This window comes from uncultured Ruegeria sp. (assembly GCF_947500045.1).
GTDB lineage: Bacteria > Pseudomonadota > Alphaproteobacteria > Rhodobacterales > Rhodobacteraceae > Ruegeria.
Genome location: NZ_CANMQQ010000001.1, coordinates 479,040 through 494,105 on the forward strand (window position 1 = coordinate 479,040; position 15,066 = coordinate 494,105).

Consider the following 15,066-nt stretch of genomic DNA (forward strand, 5'->3'; position numbering starts at 1 on the left):
CCATGCGTCTGGCGACCTATAATATAGAATGGTTCGCCAATCTGTTTGATCGCGATGATAGACTGATTGCTGATGACAGTTGGTCAGGACGTCGAGACGTCACCAAAGCTCAGCAGATTGAGGCGGTCGCGAAGGTTTTGACTGCGTTAGATGCTGACGCGGTACTGGTTGTAGAAGCCCCAAATACGGGAAAAGCACAGAACACTGTTCGGGCGCTTCAGAACTATGCTGAAACATTCGACCTGCGCACGTCACATGCGGTGATGGGCTTTGCCAACGACACCCATCAGGAACTGGCCTTGCTGTTCGATCCGGATGTTTTGAAAGCCAGGCACGAGCCAGTTGGGCAACTCGACGACAAAATAGCTCCCCGGTTTGATGGTGTGTTCCATATTGATTTGGATGTTGATGCGACCGAGGATCGGGTCCGGTTCTCGAAGCCGCCAATGGAATTGATAGTCGAGACGGCACACAACACAATCTTCCGCCTGATCGGAGCGCATCTGAAATCCAAGGCCCCCCATGGCGCAGGGTCGCGGGACGAGATGATCCGCCTTTCCATCGCCAATCGCCGCAAGCAACTGGCGCAGGCGGTTTGGCTCGCGCGACGGGTCGAAACCCACATCGAGGCGCAAGAGCCGGTTATCTTGCTGGGTGATCTGAACGACGGTCCCGGACTGGATGAGTTCGAACATCTGTTCGGGCGTTCCTCGGTCGAGATTTTGTTGCAGGCCGGGCTTTACGATCCTCATGCGGCGCAAGCGCATCGCCGACGCCCCGGATCAGTTTCGGCAACCGCGCGATTTGAGCGCCGGGAAGAAGGGCGTTATCTTGAGGCGCTGCTGGACTATATCATGATTAGCGATGACCTGCGTGATCGACACCCTATTTGGCGTATCTGGCATCCATTCCGGGATGCCACGTGTTGGAGCAATTCCGAGTTACGCGATGCCTTGCTGACAGCATCCGACCACTTTCCGGTGACGCTGGATATCGACCTGTGACCTTTCAACTGAAACGGCCGTCGCCTATATTCATACCATGCTACGTATCTTGATCATCTCTGTGGCCTGCGCTACGGCGGTCAATGCTGCCCATGCGGAAGAGGATAGCAGCAAATCTCTGATGGAGCAGGGCGCCGAGTTGTTCCTGGAAGGGCTCCGGCAGGAGATGGAGCCCGCGATCAAGGATCTGCGCGGATTTGCAGAACAGTTTGGCCCGGCATTGCAATCCTTCATGCAGGAAATGGGTCCTGCGTTGGCCGAGTTGGCTGCTCAGGTACAGGACTGGAGCGCTTATGAAGTGCCTGAGATGTTACCCAATGGCGATATCATCATTCGCAAGAAGCCGTTTCACGAGCGACCTGACAAATCGTCCCCTCAAGGTGACGCCCCATCGGATGGTCAGACCGATATCTGATTAGCCCCGAAGGATAACCTTGGGTTCAGATTTCAGCGCCGCTGCCAGCGAATTGAAACGCGCATCGGCCACTTCGTTGAACAGAGGACCTGCAGACTTGGGCAGGCGCAGTTCAAGCTGTTGCTTTTTGGGGTAATAGCGCAGTTTTCCCATGGCCGCGTCATGCTGCATCCAAAGCATCGCCCCGAACCGAAGCGCTTTGCCCAGGATTTCGGCCTGTTCCTGACCGCGCTCATCCAGCAATTCATAAAGCTGGGTAAACCGGTTCACTTCGCGTTTGTTGCGATATCGGTGCTGAAGCGCGAGGCCGATAAAAACCCGTTCTGAATGCTTGATCCCGCTCATGTTCGCGCGGGTGACATATTCGAAACAGGCTTGAGCCCGGTAATCGGGGTGCGCGCGCCAGCTGACGTCATGAAGCAGGCAGGCGGCTTTGATCAGGCGCAGCCGTTGTTTCGGGGCAGAACGGAACAACGGCTGAACAAAATCGAACAGATGCTTGCCAAAGCCGGGTAAACGCGCATCCTTGGCTTCGGCAAAACGGCTGGCTTCGATCAACGGGTCGCGGTCGCGCAGGCGTTGCGGCATTTGTTCGTACAGCAACCCTTCACGGATGCCGTAGCTGGAAATTGCAATATCCTTGGGTTTGAAGGTCCGGATCAGACGGGACAACACATCCATCGCGTAGGGTATCAGCGCCATGCGCGAACCTGACACTCCGGCCCGTGCGCGCAATTCGTTCGGGTCATTCAGCTCGATGAATTTGATGGTCTCACGTACCTGGCTTTGCGTCATGCGGTATTCGTGCAGCACGTTCAGCGGATAGCCTCGGCGCAGCATGTCCAGCCGGGCGAATGCGCGCCAGCTGCCGCCGACAAGAAACAGCCGGTCCCGCTGAGGGCCCATCTTGTCACGCATCTCTTCCAGCGTTTTCTTGATATGCGCCTTGCGCGCCCGCCGCCCGCCTTTGATGTCACGCAACTTAAGCGGACCCAAGGCCGAGGTCATGCGCCGGCCAACCTTGCCGCCCCCGATCTCGGCCAGTTCGACCGAAGAACCGCCGATGTCACAGATCAAACCATAGGCACCGGGCCATCCCAGCAGCACACCCTGGGCCGACAGGCGGGCCTCTTCCTCGCCATCAACGACATTAATGGTCAGGCCGGTTTCTTCTTTCACTTGTGCGCAGAATTCGGGGCCATCTTTGGCCTCGCGCACCGCAGCGGTAGCGACAGCATGCAGAGTAGGTAGTCCAAGGTCTTTGGCCAGATACTCAAAACGATGTAACGCAGCCAGCGCCCGTACGCGTCCCAAAGGGTTCAGACGACCGGTTTCGGACAGCCCCGCGCCCAATTCACACATGACCTTTTCATTGTAGAAATAAGCAGGTGATCGCGCCGCGCCATCAAAGATCACCATCCGGACCGAGTTGGACCCGATATCGACAACACCAACCCGTGACAATGCCCGGGCACCCGGATCTTCGAATATGGGCTTTCCGAAAAGCCCGTGATCAGGGAAATCGATCTCGGCAGTCTTGGTCATGGTGTCCCCAGGAATTTTGAGCGCAGGATGCGAGATCACGTTTGCCCGGTCAATCACGGGTGTCAGATTGTTCGGCTTCTGTGTTCAATAGACGCACCGCCAGCGAACGGGTGATGTCACGCTTTTCGTCAAGAGCGACGCGATCCAGTTCAGTAACCATATTCGCTGCAGTTTCAAAACTTCGGTTCATGTGTTTGACCAGATACGCGATGACGTCTGGACCTGGGTTGAGCTGCCTGTCGGTGAATAGCTTAGCTAATACGGCGCCCAACAAGGCGTCATCCGGTGCCTCAAGCGCCACGTGATGCGCCCCTTCAACACGACTTTGCAGATCGGCCAATGGCAGGTGCCACAGATTTGGTGCTGCGCGTCCGGTCATCAGTAGGGCGCGGCCGTCAGCCAAGATCAGATTATGCAGGTGGAACAGTGTTTTCTGTTGTTCTGGGTCATCGGCAATCAACGGAATATCTTCGACCGCGACCGGAAGCTGCGCAAGCTCGGGGACGTCTTCGTACCGCAAATCCACGGCTTGGACGATACGCCCACCCGTTTCCGCAGCCCAGACATGGGCAAGATGGGATTTCCCAGATCCTGCCGGGCCGCTGAGTACCAGCTTGTTTCCCGGCCACGATGTGGCCGAGATCATCGCGACTGCCAGCGCGTTGGCTGGCGAGACAAAGAAATCTTCGCGGCCCAAGGCGGTCTTGGACGGCAGATCAAAGCTAAGCTGCGTGGCCATTCACTCGTCGTCCTGATTGAGCCCTTCAAGCCCGGTGTAAAGACGGCTGTTCAGGTACTGTTCAGTTGCAAACCGCGCCAGAACACCCAACGCAGCCGCAACGGGAACCGCGATCAGCATCCCGACAAAGCCAAACAGCGCACCGAATACCGACAAGGCCAACAGCAACCAGACCGGATGCAAGCCGACGGAGCTGCCGACCAGTTTGGGGGTCAGAAAATTACCCTCGGTCACTTGTCCGATGGCGAAAACGCCGGCGACCAGACCGATATGCGCCCAATCCCCCCAGAATTGAAACAGCGCCAGGCCAATGGCCAGAGTGCCACCGATTAGGGCACCCAGATAGGGGATGAAGGTCACTAGCCCGGCGATGAAGCCGACGATCAGACCAAACTGCAGGCCAACCAACATCAAGGCAACTGCGTAGTAGGTGCCAAGGATCAGGCATACAGTTCCCATCCCGCGTACGAACGAGGCCAGAACCGCATCAATATCGACCGCCAAGCGCTTGATTGTAGGGGCATGATCGCGTGGCAGCAGCTCTCCGATCCGGGCAATCATGCGATCCCAGTCCATTAGCAGGTAAACAGCGACGACCGGCACAATCACCAGTAATACGACAACATTAATCGCCGACCCCAAAGAGGCCAGAACAGTTTGCAACACGTCGCCAGTTTTGGATTTCAGCGTATCGCCAAAAGAAACCAGCATTTGATGCGTGTTCGATTCAGAATCCAGAAGTGCGGGGAATCTCTGTTCAATGAAGGCGCGCAGCTCTTTGAAAAGGCTGGGTAATATGTCGATCAAGTCCAGTAGCTGAGTGATCAGCGCGGGCACGACCATCAGGATCATCAAGATAAAGCCCAAGACACCAACAACTGTAATGATTCCGGTGGCGGCGATGCGTGACAAACCCAGCTTTTCCAGGCGATCTGCAACGGGATCAAGGAAATAAGCAATCGCCCCGCCGATCACGAAGGGCAACAAGACATCACCTAACAGGTACAAAAGCACCACAAAAACCGCAGCAGCAATGCCCCAGTATCTAAGCTGATCCTTCACCGGCAAGGCCATGGCGCATTCCCCTGTTGCACAGCGTTACCGTGTTCTTGGCCCAGGATGCTCTGCGATGCAAGCGGTTCATAGGGCGGGTTTTTTACAGCTTAGTCGTGTAGCGTACCGAGTTCTGGTGTGTCTTTAACGACGGTTTCGTCTGGCCAGTTTGTCCTCCAGATCTCGGCTGACCAATGGCCGCAATGCACCGCTGGCCGATCAAACCCGGGCAGGGCAGGAAGCAACGGCGCGACCAACACGTCGTGGCGGGGTACCGCGAAATAGGGGAAGGAATAGCGCTCGTTACCCGAGCGATTGACTACGCGATGCGGCGTCGATTTCAGCCGCCCGCCGGACCATAGCTCAAGCATGTCGCCGATATTGACCACGAAGCCGCCGAGTGGGCAATCGGGTGTGATCCAGCCTTCGGTACGGGTCTGCACTTCGAGCCCGCCCACCGGATCGGGGGCGATAATCGTCAGGGCGTCGGTATCTTTGTGCGGATGGATGCCATAGCCATCCTCATCCGGTGCCTGCGGAGGATAATGCAACAAGGTCATATTGGTCATCGGATCGCGGAATGCGTCGCGTAGGGTGTTCGGCTGCACTGCAAGCCCTACCTCCAACGCACCAAGTAGCAGATCGGTTACTTGATCAAGCTGTCGCCAGTAGTCCAGAATCACGTCACGGGCCTGCGGCAATTCGCGGGGCCAGATATTTGGCCCATAAAGTGCGCATTCAACCCGGATCGGAGCATCCTCGGCCGCTTCGAAATGCAGCTTATAGCCTTCGTACTTGTCCGCTGTGCCCGAGCCATCATTGGGTGTGAAGAACCCCAACGGGATAAACCCGCGATAGTTTTCGCGGGTGATGGCTTGATCCCATTTGCTGGCTTCCTTGATATCAAAGATCGCCCGCACACAGCCGCGCACCTGATCGATTTGATCTGGTGCAACGCCCGTTCCAGTGATCGACAAAAACCCGATGCTGGTGCAGGCGTCCATGATCTCAGCGACTGTGGCCTGAAACTGCGGATCAGACGGATCGGCCAGCGGAGAGATATCGATTGTTGGGATATGCTCCATCAGGTGATCCTTACGCCTTGCCGCCCCAGTTCCTGATGCACCGGGGTCAGGTTCATCTTGTCGAGTTCCTGATTGCTTTTCAACGCCATGGTCGCGGCAATACCCGCTCCCTGACCCATTACGGCGCAGCAGGCCATGTTGCGCGTAGCGGCATGTGCGACTCGATCGGCCCCATGCGACCGGCCTGCCACCAGCAGGCCCTTGATCCCTTTGGGCAGCATCGAGCGATAGGGGATCTGCATATACCGCCCTGTGGTTGGCAGGATCAGGATACCGTAACCGTCGATGAACTCGGGGTAGATGCCAATTGTATCTTCGAACCGACCCTGATGGCGGGCATCGTCCTCGGTCATGTTATAAATCGCGTCGATCTTGCGGGTATCGCGGATGCCGATGGTCATCCCAAAATTCCGCAGCCGAGCGTTTTCGCAACCGGGCATGAAACGGCGCAAGGCGTCAATTGCGAGCATCGACTGGCGCCGACCCTCGATCTCTCCTCGCGTCATGCTATCGGGGTCGGTGCCGTCGATCTCAGCCAGATGAATCAGGTTCATATAGGTCAGCTCGCCCGTGTCATGCATCGCGCCCCAGGTGCCCGCGATGGTGTTCAGATGCGGTGGGATCAGCCCCTGATCTATGGCCTGCTGAAACGGCTTGTGCACGAAGGGCGAAAACATATCGTCCTCTTTGCCCGAGGTTTCGATGTTCCATTCGCCACCTCCACCCCAGTCCTTGTAGGTCTGCGGATTGGCTTTGACCCCGTCCATGAACGCGCGCTTGTTCACACCAGCCAGGTGGAACATGACTGAGGCAGCCATCATGTCCTCGCGCGCTGTCTTGTGGGTCGGAGCACCGGCACGATGGGCCACGTCTGCATCGCCGGTGGCATCGATGACGACTTTCGCCAATATCGCCTCACGACCGGCTTTGGATTCGGTGATAACGCCGGTGATGCGATCGCCTTCCATTATCGGGGCAACGAATTGCCGATGCAGCATCGGGTGAACGCCCGCTTCTTCGACCAATTTGTCGGCCACAAGCTTGAAGCCTTCACTGTCCAATTCATAGCTGAGTGACTGGCTTTCGGGCACCGCTGCACCCATTTCCTTGGCGCGGGTTTCGAATTCCATGCCGATACCCCCGGCTTCGACCGTCTGCTCATGGCGGTACCAGGCAAAGCCCTCGACACCGACGGCGGTGATATTGCCGCCCATGCATCCAAAACGGTCCATCAACGAAACTTCGGCTCCGGCGCGCGCGGCGGCGAGCGCTGCCGCCAGCCCGGCAGGACCTGAGCCAACAACCAGTATGTCGGTCTGGTGGACAACAGGAATCTGACGGGCGGGTTCTGTGATCGTCTGCATCGCGGCCTCGCGGTTGTAAGTTTGCGCCAAGATTGAAAACCCCGGCCCAGCGGTCAATCGAAAAACCGACTATCCTCGGGTCGCAAAAACGCCAATGTGTGATTGCCCCCGGCTGGGCTTTGGCATAATCACCTGTTTGTTGAAGTTTCACCCAAAAGGTTACGAAATGCGCCTCAGCCGTTACTTTCTGCCCGTTCTCAAGGAAAACCCGTCTGAGGCTCAGATCGTCAGTCACCGGCTGATGCTGCGCGCAGGCATGATCAAGCAGGCCGCTGCCGGGATTTATTCCTGGCTTCCGCTGGGTTTCAAAGTGCTGCGCAAGCTGGAAAACATCGTGCACGAGGAACAGGCGCGGGCGGGGCATATTGCGATCCAGATGCCGATCCTGCAATCGGCTGACCTGTGGCGCGAATCCGGGCGCTATGATGACTATGGTCAGGAAATGCTGCGCATGCAGGACCGCCATGGGCGCGACATGCTCTATACACCCACGGCTGAGGAACTTGTGACGGATATCTTCCGTGGTCACGTGAGCAGTTACAAAGACCTGCCGCTGACCCTCTATCAAATTCAGTGGAAATTCCGCGACGAAATCCGCCCGCGCTTTGGTGTGATGCGGGGGCGCGAATTCTACATGAAGGACGGTTACAACTTCGACCTGACCAAAGAAGACGCACTGCATGCCTATAACCGCCATTTGGTCAGCTATCTACGCACCTATGAGCGGATGGGGCTGCAAGCCATCCCGATGCGCGCCGATTCCGGACCTATCGGTGGCGATGATACGCATGAATTCCTGGTGCTTGCCGATACCGGTGAATCTGAGGTCTTCTATGACAGCGCCGTTACAGACCTGACCTTTGGCGACCGCGAGATCGACTATGACAATCGCGAACAATGTCAGGCGATCCTTGAAGAATTCACCTCGAAATACGCCCGCACGGACGAAACCCATGATGAGGCGCTGTTCAATCAGCTTCCCGAGGAGCGACGTCGTGTTGCGCGCGGAATCGAGGTGGGGCAAATCTTCTACTTTGGCACCAAGTATTCGGAAGCAATGGGCGCGACGGTGCAAGGCCCTGATGGCAAGCCGGTTCCAGTTCACATGGGCAGCCACGGGATCGGCGTCAGCCGCCTGATCGGTGCAATCATCGAAGCCAGTCACGACGACAAGGGCATCATCTGGCCCGAAGGTGTGACGCCGTTCCATTGCGGCATCGTCAACCTGAAACAGGGGGATGATGAGGCGGATGCGGCTTGTGACAACATTTACAAAGCGCTCACCGCGCTGGGGCTTGAACCGCTTTATGATGATCGCAAAGAGAGGGCAGGGGGCAAGTTCGCGACGATGGACCTGATCGGTCTGCCATGGCGCATCACTGTGGGTCCGCGTGGTCTGAAGAATGGCGTGGTCGAACTTACGTGCCGCCGTACAGGTGAAAGCGAAGAGCTAAGTCCCGAAGCCGCTGTGACCAAGATCGCCGAAATCTATGAGGGCATCGCCTGATCGGGGGCGGTGCAGTTATGTAAAATTCGGATCAGGATGCCGAAGATGGGCGTGTTGACAGCACATCGCCATCTGCTTGGCTGCCACGCGCCACCACAATCGGGCGTCCAAAGCGACGCACAAGTTCGGACAGATCAAAGCCCAAAAACCGTAAACCACAGATGCGCTGATCCGTTGTTCGATCTGTCAGGCACAAGCTTCCCTGCCGAAAGGCAAGGCGATACCCCTTGTCTTTCAGAATATCGGCCAATCCGGCCCAACTGACTGCGCTGGTGAAAATCGGTCGAATTGTTGCGCGCAGCAAAGCGGCGCTCTCACAATCCAGTTCTGTTGATGCTGGGCGGGTTAATATCGGACCCGCGCCTTCCATATGTTCTTGAATACCCATGAGCGAACCTCCGCCCTTAAACTCTTAAAATGTGTCCCCCACATAAAAAGGGTGACAAAATTTCTCACACTAATCAATTTATGAAATAATCTTACGCACTCAATGTTGCGATAGTGACTCAGTTGAGCACGGATATCTCATATTGACTTCATAACTGAAACAATAAGTCCTTGTCTGTGAAGAGGGTCACAACCAATAGTATATTTGATGCTTCTTTCCACCCGTATTGCTGGTGGCACATCAGGCAAGCCGAATTTTGATTCGTTTCAGACTGAGGTTTAAGCTCTCAGCTCGCACGTGATGTAGTCGGTCGGGTACCCGCGCGATAACCGGCTTGACCATCCGGCCAAATGTCGAAAGGGTCGCCAAAAATCAAAGCCCGAGGCAGGAATGGCCAAATCTCCCCCGCCCTTTGCCCCATTCGAGTGGAAAATCGCCTGGCGATATCTACGCGCGCGCCGCGCCGAAGGCGGTGTCAGTGTGATGACGTGGATTTCCCTGATTGGGATTACGCTGGCTGTCTTTGCGCTTATTGCCACTTTGGCCGTCAGATCGGGATTCCGTTCGGAATTCGTGGGCACCATTCTTGGTGCAAACGCACATATCACCGTCTATTCAATTGGCGAAGTTGATGCGCAGGGGCGGCTGGATCGAACGATTTCGGATTTTGACGGCATGGCGGATCGCATCGCGCAGGTGCCGGGGGTCGAACGCGCAGCTCCGCTTGTCAAAGGGCAGGTGCTGATTACTAATGCCGACCGCAGCTCTGGTGTGCAGGTATTCGGTATCCGTCAGGATGATTTGGCCGACCTGCCGGGGATTGCCGAAAGCGAAGAGGCTTATGGTGATCTTTCCCGGTTTCCTCAGGGCATTGCCATCGGCTCGGGCGTGGCGCGGTCCATTGGGGCCACGGTCGGAGACAAGGTAAAACTGACTTCACCCAATGGGGTAAAAACCGCCTTTGGTACCTCACCACGCGTGAACGCCTATGAGGTGGTCTATGTATTTTCTGCCGGGCGTTATGACATCGATCGCACCCGAGTTTACATGCCCTTCACCGAGGCGCAGGGCTTCTTCAATCGTGACGGTGTAGCAGACGAAATAGAAGTGATGGTCGAGCGTCCGGAAGAGCTGTCGCCGATCCTGATCCCCATCCTTGAAGCCGCTGGAGAGCGCAGCCAGATCTGGACCTGGCAGGACGCATCAGGCGGGTTCCTGAGAGCGCTTGAGGTTGAGGACAACGTGATGTTCATCATCCTGTCGATCCTCGTGCTGATTGCGGCGATGAACATTGTCTCAGGCCTGATCATGCTGGTGAAGAACAAGGGCCGCGACATTGGCATCCTGCGCACCATCGGCCTGAGTGAGAGGTCGGTCTTGCGGGTGTTCTTCATCTGCGGCGCATTCACAGGCATTATCGGAACCGCGTTGGGTGTCATTCTCGGCTGTTTGTTCGCCATTTATATTGATCCGATTTTCTCGTTCGTGAATTTTGTCATGGGTGGCGGCGTTTGGGACCCGTCCATACGTGGAATCTATGCCTTACCCGCCGAGCTGCACCTGTCGGACGTGCTGAAGGCCATCGCTTTATCACTGGGTCTGTCCTTCATTGTCACCTATTTCCCGGCCCGCCGCGCGGCGCGGCTGAACCCGGTTGAGGCGCTGCGCTATGAGTGATGTGACGTTAACGCTTAGCGGTCTCACCAAAACCTACCTGTCGGGTACCCCGGGTGAGGTTCAGGTGCTGCGCGGTGCCGATCTGGAACTGCGTGCTGGTGAGGCCGTGGCTCTGGTCGCGCCTTCGGGGGCTGGCAAATCAACCCTACTGCATATCGCGGGGCTGCTTGATACACCCGATATGGGCGAGGTCGAAATCGCAGGGCAGGCCGCGACTGGCAAAGGGGACCGGACGCGAACCGCGATCCGGCGGCGCGATGTGGGTTTTGTCTATCAATTCCATCATTTGCTGCCCGAGTTTACAGCGTTGGAAAACATCGTTCTTCCGCAACTGGCAAACGGTATCTCCGATAAAGCAGCGCAGGAGCGGGCGATGCAATTGCTCGACCGCGTCGGTGTCGCCGGGCGGGCAGGGCACCGGCCTGCCGCCCTGTCGGGTGGTGAGCAACAGCGCGTGGCCTTCTGCCGGGCATTGGCCAATCAACCCCGCGTGTTGCTGGCGGATGAACCGACCGGCAATTTGGACCCCGAAACCGCGGATCAGGTTTTCACGGCCCTCATGGCGCTGGTACGGGACGAAGGCCTTTCGGCGCTTATCGCTACGCATAACCTCGAACTGGCGGCGCGGATGGATCGGGTGCTGCGGTTGGAGGGTGGTCTGCTTAAGCCAGTTGAGTGATCGCCACCCCGATTGCCATCACCGCAATGCCGCCGGCCCGCATCAATGTCAGCGGTGTGACCTGAGCGCCGAACAAGCCGAAATGATCAATCGCAGCTGTGCTGATCAACTGGCCCAGCAGCACGAAGAACACCGCGTTGCCCACCCCGAAATGCGGGGCCACGTGGGTGATTGTCAGCACATAGAACGCGACCAGAACGCCGCCCAACAACAGATGTCGAGGGGCTTGCGCCGCCTTGGCGACGGCCTCGGACCCCCCGAGCACTAAAAGCACCAGAGCAGATGCGAAAAAGGCGATGGCGAACAGGATCACTGCCGCTGCATTGGGTGAGCCGATCAACCTGCCCAAAGCAGCGTTCAGGGCGGCGAGGATGGGAACGCCGATTCCGGCGGCCAGCATTATGGCTGCGTATTGTGTCATTGCCTTTGATCCCTGCTCTGGTTTCGTTGATCTGGATCATTGCGCCAGCAAGCCCGTCGGGCAAGTCTTGATGTGCAAGGCTGAAGGGAGAAAAGCGATGGTCCGATCGATACTTGGCGCAGTCTCGCTGGTGGTACTTACAGCGATGTCGCACCCCGCTTTGGCGCAGGACGTCGAGATTGGGACTGAGCTCTATCAACACTATTGCGCCACATGTCGTGGGCTGGACGCAACCGGGCATGGCCCGATGGCTGGAGTGCTGGTAATCCAACCAACGAACCTGAGGACTTTGGCCGATGCGGAGGGCGTATTTCCAACCGCTCGTGTGGTGGCACGGATCGACGGGCGTGACCCATTGGTCAGCCACGGCAGCCCCATGCCTGTCTACGGACCCTATTTTGAGGGCAATGACACTGCGATCAAAACCCCTGCCGGACAGCCGATTCTGACTAGTAAGCCCATTGCCGACCTGGTCGCCTATCTGAAAACTCTGCAAGAAGGGTGAGCTCAGCGGCAGATGCCCTCAATCTGGGCCCCGGCCCATGGCAATTGCACAGCACTTTCGCGCTTGTTGCCGGGGAGTGCCGCGACATCGAAATGAGTGCTCAGCATATCATGCAGTCGTTTGGTGCGCGGTGCATCGGGGTCCAGCGCGCGGCAGCAGACGTATTCCTCGACGATCGCGCCTTGTTGTTCAAATCCGTACGACAGGAAGTCGGGCGAATTACCCAGATCGAACAGGTAGGGGTCATCGTTTCGCCCATGCTCTGCTGCGGCGCGAAGGGGGTGATAGCCTGTGACGGCGCGGTTCTGCCACTGCCAGACATGGGTCAATTCATGGGCCAGCAGCATCGCGGCGATCAGATTCACCCGCTCGGGATATTGCGTCATGTAATCGTCCAGATACCAGTCACGGGTGAAATACACTCGATTGAACAGCGCCACGGCGGCGGGCCTGCCGGTGACAGTTTCCTCCGTCACTGGCGGCAGAATCCGCTCACGGCAGGCAAGCCGGGGCCGGACCTTGCGTTCATAGGTGATCGCTGCGACCGGCGCACCCTCGACTAGGCGCACGCGATCAAGGTTCAGCGTATCGCCCTGAATGTTCGCGGCAAACGCACGTTCGTGATCGGTCAGAGGGCGACCGCAGGATGTAAAAAACAAAAGGATTAAAATTAGGAACGGGCGGGCCATGGGTTAAAGCCTAATACGCCCGTCTTTCTCTGCAAGCCGTTTTCACAGGCTCATCGCAAGAACCCGGCTGATTTCTGTCAGTGAACGCCCGGATTGATCCATCCATGTGTTGAACGCCCCCTGAACTGCAGTCAGCGCTTTCTTCGACGTGGCTGGTTTGTCGATGACCCCTTCGGCTATCAGCCGCGCAGTCACATCGTGGGACAGCATAAAACCGTCTCGTCCGGCAAAGCGCATCGCAAACTGAGCGGTCGTGCCGCCCAGCCGCGAACCACGTTTGCCCAGCATCGCCAGCAAGCCGATGAAATCGGTCGATGGCCAACCGCCCAGTACCGATCCTGCACCGCCTTCCTCTCGCAATTCCAGCAGGAAGGCTGCGTTGTCGCGTACCGCAGCGATCTTGGTTCCGTTGCGCACGATTCTTGTATCTTGCAGCAGAGAATCGAATTTTTCATCATCCATGAAAGCGCAGCGCCCGACATCAAAGCCGTTAAAGGCGGTCTCGAACCCGTCCCATTTTGCTTCGATGACCTTCCAGCTGAACCCCGCCTGAAAAACCGTTTTGGTGATGATTGACAGCCACCGATCCTCAGGCAAGCCAGCAAGCTCGGCCGCAGATTTCGGTTTTCCCAGTTTGGCCTCAAGCGCCTGGGCCCCGCCATGACGGTCGGCGGCCATTCTAAAAATGTCGTCAAAGTGATGCATCGCCCGATCCCTCCCCTCTGTAAGGTTGGTCTTATTCAGGCCGGTCTGGCAAGGGGATCATGGTAGTATTACGCTGGTGCAGTTTTATAATTGACTGATCAATCAATATCCTTAACCTGTCCGAATGTACGGTACCGGGCGCAAGCGTCACACTGCGGATGGGGCTGAGAGATAGGGTTGGTTCGAAATCGGCGTAGAAAGTTGCGGCGGACGACACTGATCCCTTTCCTTTTCCAGCCGAATTTGTGCATGTTGCGACTGGTGCTGTCACCACGGAATTCCCCGGACGCGGAAGGGCGCGACCGAAGGGCACACAGAACAAAACAGGGAGCAAACTCATGAAAAAGCTAAGCGTAAGCCTTTTGGCCATCGCCGTTGCCGGGTCGGCCCATGCCGCCGATATGGGCGCAGTGGACGAGCCGATCAAGCTGGCGATCAACGAATGGACCGGTCAGCATGTCACCACCCACGTGGCGGGCGAGATGCTGAAAGCCGCAGGTTACAACGTCGAATATGTGACCGCTGGCATGATGAACCAGTTCCAGGCACTGGCGGATGGCGATATCGACGCCACACTGGAAATCTGGTCGTCCAACGTATCCGATGAATATGCCAAGAAAGTCGACGAAGGCACCGTGGTTGAAATCGGTGATCTGGGCCTGAATGCGAAAGAGGGCATTGCCTATCCCGCCCACGTGGCCGATCTGTGCCCGGGTCTGCCCGCTTGGGAAGCGCTGAAAGAATGTGCTCAGGTCTTTGCCACGGCTGAAACGCTGCCCGGTGGCCGACTGGTCGACTATCCGGCGGATTGGGGTACACCCGGTGCTGACCGCATGACCGGTCTTGAGCTGCCTTTCAAAGCCGTTCCTGCCGGTTCCGAAGGCGCTTTGATTGCCGAACTGCGCGCTTCGACCGAACGCAAGTCGCCGTTGCTGATCACCTTCTGGCAGCCGCACTGGGCGATGTCGGCTTATGACGTACAGTTTGTCGAACTGCCTGCAGGTGAAGAAGCGTGCTTTAACGATCCGTCCTGGGGTCCGAACCCCAATGCGATAAATGATTGCGACTTCTCACCCTCGCGCATATTCAAGGCCGGTTGGAGCGGTATGGCTGACAAGTGGCCCGCCGCTTATGAAATCCTGACCAACTATCAGTTGGCGGTTGAAGACCAACAGCCGATGATGGGTGCGATCGACGTGGATGGCGGCGCAGTCGAAGAAGTGGTCGCGACATGGATGGCCGAGAACGAAGGCAAATGGCGTCCGGTAGTTGACGCGGCAACGCAGTGAG

The 15,066-nt window shown here is 57.2% G+C and carries 16 protein-coding genes; 7 read left to right on the forward strand and 9 right to left on the reverse strand.

What is annotated here, in order from left to right; all coding sequences use genetic code 11:
- The first annotated feature begins 2 nt into the window (after nt 1-2).
- Together Q1B46_RS02445 and Q1B46_RS02450 are read left to right on the forward strand one after the other, a co-directional pair.
- Nucleotides 3-1,004 carry an endonuclease/exonuclease/phosphatase family protein gene (locus tag Q1B46_RS02445; protein ID WP_299944384.1) on the forward strand — a complete coding sequence of 334 codons (1,002 nt, stop codon included), beginning with the start codon at nt 3-5 and terminating at the stop codon, nt 1,002-1,004.
- A 37-nt stretch (nt 1,005-1,041) separates the two neighbouring features.
- Nucleotides 1,042-1,419 (forward strand): hypothetical protein, encoded by a 378-nt coding sequence (locus Q1B46_RS02450; RefSeq protein WP_299944385.1) that lies wholly within the window; start codon nt 1,042-1,044, stop codon nt 1,417-1,419.
- On the opposite strand, the gene Q1B46_RS02455 is transcribed toward Q1B46_RS02450, so the two are convergent.
- From Q1B46_RS02455 to Q1B46_RS02475, 5 genes are all read right to left on the reverse strand, one after another.
- Nucleotides 1,420-2,964 (reverse strand): Ppx/GppA family phosphatase, encoded by a 1,545-nt coding sequence (locus tag Q1B46_RS02455; protein ID WP_299944386.1) that lies wholly within the window; start codon nt 2,962-2,964, stop codon nt 1,420-1,422.
- A 49-nt stretch (nt 2,965-3,013) separates the two neighbouring features.
- Nucleotides 3,014-3,703 (reverse strand): DnaA/Hda family protein, encoded by a 690-nt coding sequence (locus tag Q1B46_RS02460; RefSeq protein WP_299944387.1) that lies wholly within the window; start codon nt 3,701-3,703, stop codon nt 3,014-3,016.
- Nucleotides 3,704-4,777, reverse strand: a complete 1,074-nt coding sequence (locus tag Q1B46_RS02465) for an AI-2E family transporter (protein ID WP_299944388.1) — start codon at nt 4,775-4,777, stop codon at nt 3,704-3,706.
- A gap of 89 nt (nt 4,778-4,866) precedes the next feature.
- Complete coding sequence (locus Q1B46_RS02470) at nt 4,867-5,841, reverse strand: 2OG-Fe(II) oxygenase family protein (protein ID WP_299944389.1); 975 nt, start codon at nt 5,839-5,841, stop codon at nt 4,867-4,869.
- Complete coding sequence (locus tag Q1B46_RS02475; protein ID WP_366871358.1) at nt 5,841-7,235, reverse strand: FAD-dependent oxidoreductase; 1,395 nt, start codon at nt 7,233-7,235, stop codon at nt 5,841-5,843. The genes Q1B46_RS02470 and Q1B46_RS02475 overlap by 1 nt, the downstream gene beginning before the upstream one ends.
- A gap of 136 nt (nt 7,236-7,371) precedes the next feature.
- Here Q1B46_RS02475 and proS point away from each other — a divergent pair, with 136 nt between their 5' ends.
- On the forward strand, nt 7,372-8,712 hold the full coding sequence (gene proS / locus Q1B46_RS02480; protein WP_299659578.1) for a proline--tRNA ligase: 1,341 nt from the start codon (nt 7,372-7,374) through the stop codon (nt 8,710-8,712).
- Nucleotides 8,713-8,743: 31 nt separating this feature from the next.
- Here the strand turns inward: proS and Q1B46_RS02485 are convergent, their stop codons facing one another.
- Nucleotides 8,744-9,100, reverse strand: a complete 357-nt coding sequence (locus tag Q1B46_RS02485; RefSeq protein ID WP_299944392.1) for a hypothetical protein — start codon at nt 9,098-9,100, stop codon at nt 8,744-8,746.
- 390 nt (nt 9,101-9,490) lie between these two features.
- Between Q1B46_RS02485 and Q1B46_RS02490 the strand changes: the two genes are divergently transcribed.
- Nucleotides 9,491-10,777, forward strand: a complete 1,287-nt coding sequence (locus Q1B46_RS02490) for a lipoprotein-releasing ABC transporter permease subunit (RefSeq protein WP_299944393.1) — start codon at nt 9,491-9,493, stop codon at nt 10,775-10,777.
- The gene (locus Q1B46_RS02495) at nt 10,770-11,456 is read left to right on the forward strand and encodes an ABC transporter ATP-binding protein (protein ID WP_299944394.1); all 687 of its coding nucleotides are present in this window, start codon (nt 10,770-10,772) and stop codon (nt 11,454-11,456) included. Before Q1B46_RS02490 ends, Q1B46_RS02495 begins: the two co-directional genes overlap by 8 nt.
- Here the strand turns inward: Q1B46_RS02495 and Q1B46_RS02500 are convergent.
- A complete protein-coding gene (locus tag Q1B46_RS02500; protein WP_299944395.1) occupies nt 11,440-11,877 on the reverse strand; it encodes a DMT family transporter in 438 nt (145 codons plus the stop codon). The two genes, Q1B46_RS02495 and Q1B46_RS02500, sit on opposite strands and share 17 nt — an antisense overlap.
- Nucleotides 11,878-11,974: 97 nt before the next feature.
- Between Q1B46_RS02500 and Q1B46_RS02505 the strand changes: the two genes are divergently transcribed.
- Nucleotides 11,975-12,382, forward strand: a complete 408-nt coding sequence (locus Q1B46_RS02505) for a cytochrome c (protein WP_299944396.1) — start codon at nt 11,975-11,977, stop codon at nt 12,380-12,382.
- Nucleotides 12,383-12,384: 2 nt separating this feature from the next.
- Here the strand turns inward: Q1B46_RS02505 and Q1B46_RS02510 are convergent, their stop codons facing one another.
- Both Q1B46_RS02510 and Q1B46_RS02515 read right to left on the reverse strand, forming a co-directional pair.
- On the reverse strand, nt 12,385-13,071 hold the full coding sequence (locus tag Q1B46_RS02510) for a hypothetical protein (RefSeq protein ID WP_299944397.1): 687 nt from the start codon (nt 13,069-13,071) through the stop codon (nt 12,385-12,387).
- Between the two features lie 42 nt (nt 13,072-13,113).
- Nucleotides 13,114-13,776, reverse strand: coding sequence for a DNA-3-methyladenine glycosylase I (locus tag Q1B46_RS02515; RefSeq protein WP_299944398.1), 663 nt, complete (start codon nt 13,774-13,776; stop codon nt 13,114-13,116).
- Between the two features lie 338 nt (nt 13,777-14,114).
- Between Q1B46_RS02515 and Q1B46_RS02520 the strand changes: the two genes are divergently transcribed.
- Nucleotides 14,115-15,065: an ABC transporter substrate-binding protein gene (locus tag Q1B46_RS02520; protein ID WP_299944399.1), complete on the forward strand. Its 951-nt coding sequence runs from the start codon at nt 14,115-14,117 to the stop codon at nt 15,063-15,065.
- Nucleotide 15,066: the final 1 nt, after the last annotated feature.

Excerpts from the sequence above, each read along its gene's own strand:
- Q1B46_RS02445 (WP_299944384.1), top strand. The coding sequence starts at position 3 with ATGCGTCTGGCGACCTATAATATAGAATGGTTCGCCAATCTGTTTGAT.
- Q1B46_RS02450 (WP_299944385.1), top strand. The coding sequence starts at position 1,042 with ATGCTACGTATCTTGATCATCTCTGTGGCCTGCGCTACGGCGGTCAAT.
- Q1B46_RS02455 (WP_299944386.1), bottom strand. The coding sequence starts at position 2,964 with ATGACCAAGACTGCCGAGATCGATTTCCCTGATCACGGGCTTTTCGGA.
- Q1B46_RS02460 (WP_299944387.1), bottom strand. The coding sequence starts at position 3,703 with ATGGCCACGCAGCTTAGCTTTGATCTGCCGTCCAAGACCGCCTTGGGC.
- Q1B46_RS02465 (WP_299944388.1), bottom strand. The coding sequence starts at position 4,777 with ATGGCCTTGCCGGTGAAGGATCAGCTTAGATACTGGGGCATTGCTGCT.
- Q1B46_RS02470 (WP_299944389.1), bottom strand. The coding sequence starts at position 5,841 with ATGGAGCATATCCCAACAATCGATATCTCTCCGCTGGCCGATCCGTCT.
- proS (WP_299659578.1), top strand. The coding sequence starts at position 7,372 with ATGCGCCTCAGCCGTTACTTTCTGCCCGTTCTCAAGGAAAACCCGTCT.
- Q1B46_RS02485 (WP_299944392.1), bottom strand. The coding sequence starts at position 9,100 with ATGGGTATTCAAGAACATATGGAAGGCGCGGGTCCGATATTAACCCGC.
- Q1B46_RS02490 (WP_299944393.1), top strand. The coding sequence starts at position 9,491 with ATGGCCAAATCTCCCCCGCCCTTTGCCCCATTCGAGTGGAAAATCGCC.
- Q1B46_RS02495 (WP_299944394.1), top strand. The coding sequence starts at position 10,770 with ATGAGTGATGTGACGTTAACGCTTAGCGGTCTCACCAAAACCTACCTG.
- Q1B46_RS02500 (WP_299944395.1), bottom strand. The coding sequence starts at position 11,877 with ATGACACAATACGCAGCCATAATGCTGGCCGCCGGAATCGGCGTTCCC.
- Q1B46_RS02505 (WP_299944396.1), top strand. The coding sequence starts at position 11,975 with ATGGTCCGATCGATACTTGGCGCAGTCTCGCTGGTGGTACTTACAGCG.
- Q1B46_RS02510 (WP_299944397.1), bottom strand. The coding sequence starts at position 13,071 with ATGGCCCGCCCGTTCCTAATTTTAATCCTTTTGTTTTTTACATCCTGC.
- Q1B46_RS02515 (WP_299944398.1), bottom strand. The coding sequence starts at position 13,776 with ATGCATCACTTTGACGACATTTTTAGAATGGCCGCCGACCGTCATGGC.
- Q1B46_RS02520 (WP_299944399.1), top strand. The coding sequence starts at position 14,115 with ATGAAAAAGCTAAGCGTAAGCCTTTTGGCCATCGCCGTTGCCGGGTCG.